This is a genomic window from Arthrobacter sp. 2YAF22_2, assembly GCF_052114645.1.
Taxonomy (GTDB): domain Bacteria; phylum Actinomycetota; class Actinomycetes; order Actinomycetales; family Micrococcaceae; genus Arthrobacter.
Window position 1 is genome coordinate 1 of sequence record NZ_JBFRFD010000276.1, and the last position, 4,947, is coordinate 4,947.

Genomic DNA, 4,947 nt, shown 5'->3' on the forward strand with positions numbered 1-4,947 from the left:
CGCGTGAACGATGACACGAGAGTACGCATCATCTGGTCTTGGAACCTGTCTGCCGCGATTATGCGGGCCGGCCGGTTCCCTTTCGTTTGGAATTACTTCTGTTGGGAATTGCTGTGGAACTACTGCTGTGAAGCTCAATGTTTTGAAACTACGGTTCACCTTAGCGAACGCCTAATCCATGCTCCACCTTGCCGTGGCGTTTGTGGACCGCATTGTGTCCAGTCTCACGCGGCCCTGTGGCCCGGGGATCAGCCCGGGGCACAGGTCCGCATGAACGCTGGGCCTGCGGTGCCGGCGGCCGGGGTCCGCCTAGACAGCCTTCGCGAGGATGTCTTCGACGTAGGCCACCAGCGTGCGAACCGTGCAACCGGTGCCCTGCTTGTGGTTGTAACCGTAAGGGCTGCCGTTGTTGAAGGACGGCCCGGCGATGTCGATGTGGGCCCACGGGATCTGCCCGCCGTCCTTGGCCTGGCCGACGAATTCGCGCAGGAAGACGGCTGCCGTCATCATGCCGCCGTGGCGTTCGCCGATGTTGGCGATGTCCGCCACCTGCGAGTCCAGGCTGGGGCGCAGTTCTTCGGGCAGCGGCATCGGCCAGACCAGCTCGCCGGCGCGGTCGGCCGCGGCCTTGATCGCGCCGGTGACGGAGTCGGCGCCCATCACCCCGGCGGTGCGGTCGCCCAGGGCGATCAGCTGGGCTCCGGTGAGGGTGGCGACGTCGATGATCGCATCCGGGTACTCCTGGCTGGCGGCCACGATCCCGTCGGCCATGACCAGGCGGCCCTCGGCGTCGGTGTTCAGGACCTCGACGGTCTTGCCGCCGAATATGGTCAGCACGTCGGCGGGGCGCTGGGCCGCGCCGGAGGGCATGTTCTCCGCGATGCACAGCCAGGCGGTCGCCTTCACYGGCAAGCCCAGTTCGGCGAGGGCCAGGACGGTGTTGAGGACGACGGCGGCGCCGGCCATGTCGGACTTCATCTCGCCCATGCCCAGGTGCGGCTTGAGCGAGATTCCGCCGGTGTCGAACGTGATGCCCTTGCCCACCAGCGCGATTTTGGCGGTTGCCTTGGCAGGGGCGTATTCGACCTTGACCAGGCGCGGCTGCCGGGTGGAACCCTTGCCGACACCGAGGATGCCGCCGAAGCCGTCCTTCTCCAGGCGCTTCTCGTCCCAGACCGTGACCTTCACCGGCAGGCCCTTCGCCAGATCCTTGGCGGCTTCGGCGAAGGTTTCGGGGTAGAGGTGGCTCGGCGGCTGGTTCACCAGCGAGCGGGTGGCGTTGACAGCCTTGCCGATCAGGGCGGCCCGCTCCAGCACCGGGGCCAGCGCTTTGTCCGCGGCGAGGTCGGTGAGGATCCGGACGCTCTTGACCGGGTCCTTGCGGCCGTCCTGCGCGGTGCGGTATTCGTTGAAGGAGTAGGCGCCCATCGCGGCGCCTTCGGCGACGGCGGCGGCGGCGGCGAGGTCCGGCGTCGGAAGCGCGAGGGTGACGGTGGCGATGCCGGCGAGCTGACGGATCGCCGAGCCGGCGGCGCGGCGCAGGGCTTCCTCCGAAAGCGGGGTACCCGCGGTGACCTTGCCGACGCCGGCGAGGACGAGGACGGACGCGCCGGCCTCCGGAAGTCCGGGGAGGCGGTGCACCTGGTCCACTGCGCCGGTGAGGCCGAGAACGCCCAGCGACTCCGCCAGCGCCTCGGCCGCCTTGGCGCTCAGCGGGTTGTCCAGCAGCACGGGGCCGTCGGCGCCCTGCCCCACGCCCACGACGAGGGCGTCGGACGGCGACTTCTTCAAGTCTCCGGCGATCGCACTCAGCTTGACTTCGGTATTCTTAAGCACGAGGACAGTCCTCAATTCTCTGTGATATTTCGGCAGGAACTGCATGTTCGGCGCCCTGCCTTGGGTACCTGAGCCACCGTCGGCTTTGCACGCCACCGGGTGTCTGCACGGCCGTCTCTAAGGCCAGTTCCGATCGTAGTCTCTCCCTGCCGCCGGAGTTCAATTTAGTGAGAGCTGGCCCACACCGGGGGCAGGAATTACCCCGGGAGGCGGCGCGTTGTAGCAGGTACCGGCACGCAAGCTGGGCCTGCGCTCCCGCGAGGTCCGCTCCCGCGGGTCCCGCCCTGCGGAACTCAGCGGCGGTCCCGACCCTCCACCTGCTACTGCGAAAGGAACATGCCGTGATGGAACGGATTTCCGGCTCCCTGTTGGATCCCGAAACGCTGTACGTCCGTGATGACGCGCTGTTCCGCAATCCCGAACTGCGCGGGCTGAACCTGCTGATGGGCTTCACCGGCTTCGCCGATGCCGGCCACGTCGTCAAGCAGATCACCGCGGAACTGCTCGACACCCTCGACGCCGAGCTCATCGCCGAGTTCGACGCCGACCAGCTGATCGACTACCGCTCGCGGCGGCCGCAGGTGAGTTTCGTCGAGGACCACCTGCAGGACTACCAGGCCCCGAGCTTGGCCTTGTACCGGCTGATCGACGGGCTTGGGAAGCCGTTCCTGCTGCTGGCCGGGTTCGAGCCGGACCTGCAATGGGAGCGTTTCGCCCGCGCCGTCGTCGGCATCGTGCAGGATCTGGACGTCAACCTCGCGGCCTGGATCCACTCCATCCCGATGCCGGTCCCGCACACCCGCCCGGTGGGCGTCACCGTGCACGGCAACCGGCCCGAACTGATCGAGGGCATCTCCGTCTGGAAGCCCACCGTCGAGGTGCCCGCCGCCATCGGCCACATCGTGGAACTCCGGCTCATTGATGCGGGCCGGAACATTGCCGGCTACGTCATCCACGTCCCGCATTACCTGGCCGAGGCCGAGTACCCGACGGCAGCCGTCGCCGGGCTGGAATACCTTGGTGCCGCAACSTCCCTGATGCTTCCKRCKGACCGSCTGCGCGAGGCCGGCCGGGAAGTAGGCCGSCAGATCGCCCAGCAGATCGATGCCTCCGAGGAGGTCCGGCAGGTCGTGGCGCGGCTGGAGACCAAGTACGACGAGAAAGCCGAGGGCACGGTGCGCCGGTCTTTGCTCGCGGACGAGAACGATCAGCTACCCAACGCCGATGCGCTCGGTGCCGCCGTCGAGGCGTATCTGGCCCGCGAGGAACCGAGCGAATAAATACGATTTAAGACGAGTAGGGCGCAATAGCGGGGCATAATGGGGGAGTGACCTCACCCCGCGCCTGGCTGATCTGGATCATCGGGGTCTTCGCGTACCTGGTGGCCGTAAGCCAGCGCACCTCCTTCGGCGTCGTGGGGCTGGAAGCGACCGCCCGGTTCCACGCCAGCGCCGCCGAGATCTCCTTCTTCACCGTCCTGCAGTTGCTGGTTTACGCCGCCCTGCAGATCCCGGTCGGGGTGCTCGTGGACCGGTTTGGGTCCCGCGCCATGCTGGCCGGCGGTGCCCTGTTGATGGGTCTGGGCCAGCTTGAGCTGGCGTTTGCCGACAGTATTCCCGGCGGTGTCCTGGGCCGCGTGCTGGTGGGAGCTGGCGATGCGATGACTTTTGTCTCCGTGATCCGGCTCATTCCGCTCTGGTTCGCCCCGTCCAAGGTGCCGTTGCTGACCCAGCTCACCGGCATGTCCGGCCAGCTCGGCCAGCTCTTTTCCGTGGTGCCGTTCGCGATCATCCTGCACTCCGCCGGCTGGACACCCGCCTTCCTGACCTTGGCCGGCATGTCCGGGCTCGCTGTCGTGCTGGTGGTGGTGCTGCTGCAGGACCTGCCGCCGGGACATGCCGCACAGAAACCTTCCCAGGGGCTCCGGGCCACCGGCGTTTCACTCTCGGCGGCCTGGCGTCAGCCGGGGACCCGGCTGGGGATGTGGAGCCATTTCACGGTCCAATTCAGCGGCACCGTCTTCGCCATGACCTGGGGCTACCCCTTCCTGCTCTCGGCGCAGGGGCTGGACACCGCCACGGTGTCGGTCCTGATGGCTCTCTACGTGGGCGCCGGGATTGCTTCCGGGCCGCTGATGGGCAGCTTCGTGGCCCGCCACCCCTTGCGCCGGTCCACCATGGTGCTGCTGATCTCCGGCGCCACGGCCGCCGCCTGGGCCACGGTGCTGCTGCAGCCGGCCCGGTCGCCGCTCTGGCTGCTCGCCGGCCTCGTGGTGGTCCTGGCCATCGGCGGCCCCGGTTCGATGATCGGCTTCGACTTTGCCCGGACCTTCAACCCGGCCCATCGGATCRGCACCGCCACCGGCATCGTCAACGTGGGCGGCTTCATCGCCGCGCTGCTGTCGATCTTCCTGATCGGGGTGACCCTGGACGCCCTGCACGTGGCGGGGTTCTCGCCGGAGAGGCTCTACAGCCTCGGCGCGTTCCGGGTGGCGCTGTGCGTGCAGTTCTTGCTGCTGGCGGTCGGCGCGACGGCCATCCTGGTCATCAGGCGGAAGGTGCGCCGGCAGATGGCGGCACAAGGCGTCGTGGTGCCGCCGCTGCTCAAGGCGCTGGCAGGGCGGCGCAGGTCCGCCGCGGAGCGCCGCCGCACTCCCTGACGGGACTCGTCCGCCTTTGTCCACCGCGGTTGCCGCTGCCCTTGTCCACATAGGGAAGCTGCCGGGCTGACCGGCCGGCAGGCCCGGGGGAGGCTGGGCTTATGACACCTCCCGACCACCTGAAAGTCACCGGCCCCGAAGACATCCTGGGGTTCATCCCGCATTCGCTGGGCTACTGGCCGACCCACAGTCTCGTCGCCATGACCATGCAGGGGAAGCGGCTCGGCGCCACCCTGCGCGTCGACCTCCCGGACCCGTCCCGCAGCCGCGGCCCCGGGCTGGCCGCCTTCGCCCGGAACGTCCGCGACTATCTCGAGGCCGACGACGACGCCGACGGCACCCTGCTCGCGATCTTCACCGCGCCGGGCGGCAAGAACGGACCCGACGCAGGGGCGCGCGACGGCGGCGGTCCGGGCTCGCCTGCACCGGCCAGGCTCCTGCGGGAACTGGAG

The 4,947-nt window shown here is 68.5% G+C and carries 4 protein-coding genes; 3 read left to right on the plus strand and 1 reads right to left on the minus strand.

Going from position 1 to position 4,947, the window contains the following annotated elements; translation table 11 throughout:
* Positions 1–309 precede the first annotated feature (309 nt).
* The gene (locus AB4Y86_RS12000) at positions 310–1,836 is read right to left on the minus strand and encodes a leucyl aminopeptidase (protein ID WP_441402452.1); all 1,527 of its coding nucleotides are present in this window, start codon (positions 1,834–1,836) and stop codon (positions 310–312) included.
* Positions 1,837–2,177: 341 nt separating this feature from the next.
* On the opposite strand from AB4Y86_RS12000, the gene AB4Y86_RS12005 reads away from it, so the two are divergent.
* From AB4Y86_RS12005 to AB4Y86_RS12015, 3 genes are all read left to right on the plus strand, one after another.
* Entirely contained in the window at positions 2,178–3,116 is a 939-nt protein-coding gene (locus tag AB4Y86_RS12005; protein WP_441402453.1) for a proteasome assembly chaperone family protein, read from the plus strand.
* A gap of 47 nt (positions 3,117–3,163) precedes the next feature.
* The gene (locus tag AB4Y86_RS12010; protein ID WP_441402454.1) at positions 3,164–4,495 is read left to right on the plus strand and encodes an MFS transporter; all 1,332 of its coding nucleotides are present in this window, start codon (positions 3,164–3,166) and stop codon (positions 4,493–4,495) included.
* A gap of 101 nt (positions 4,496–4,596) precedes the next feature.
* A partial coding sequence (locus AB4Y86_RS12015) for a DUF4192 family protein (RefSeq protein WP_441402455.1) occupies positions 4,597–4,947 on the plus strand: 351 nt, incomplete at its 3' end.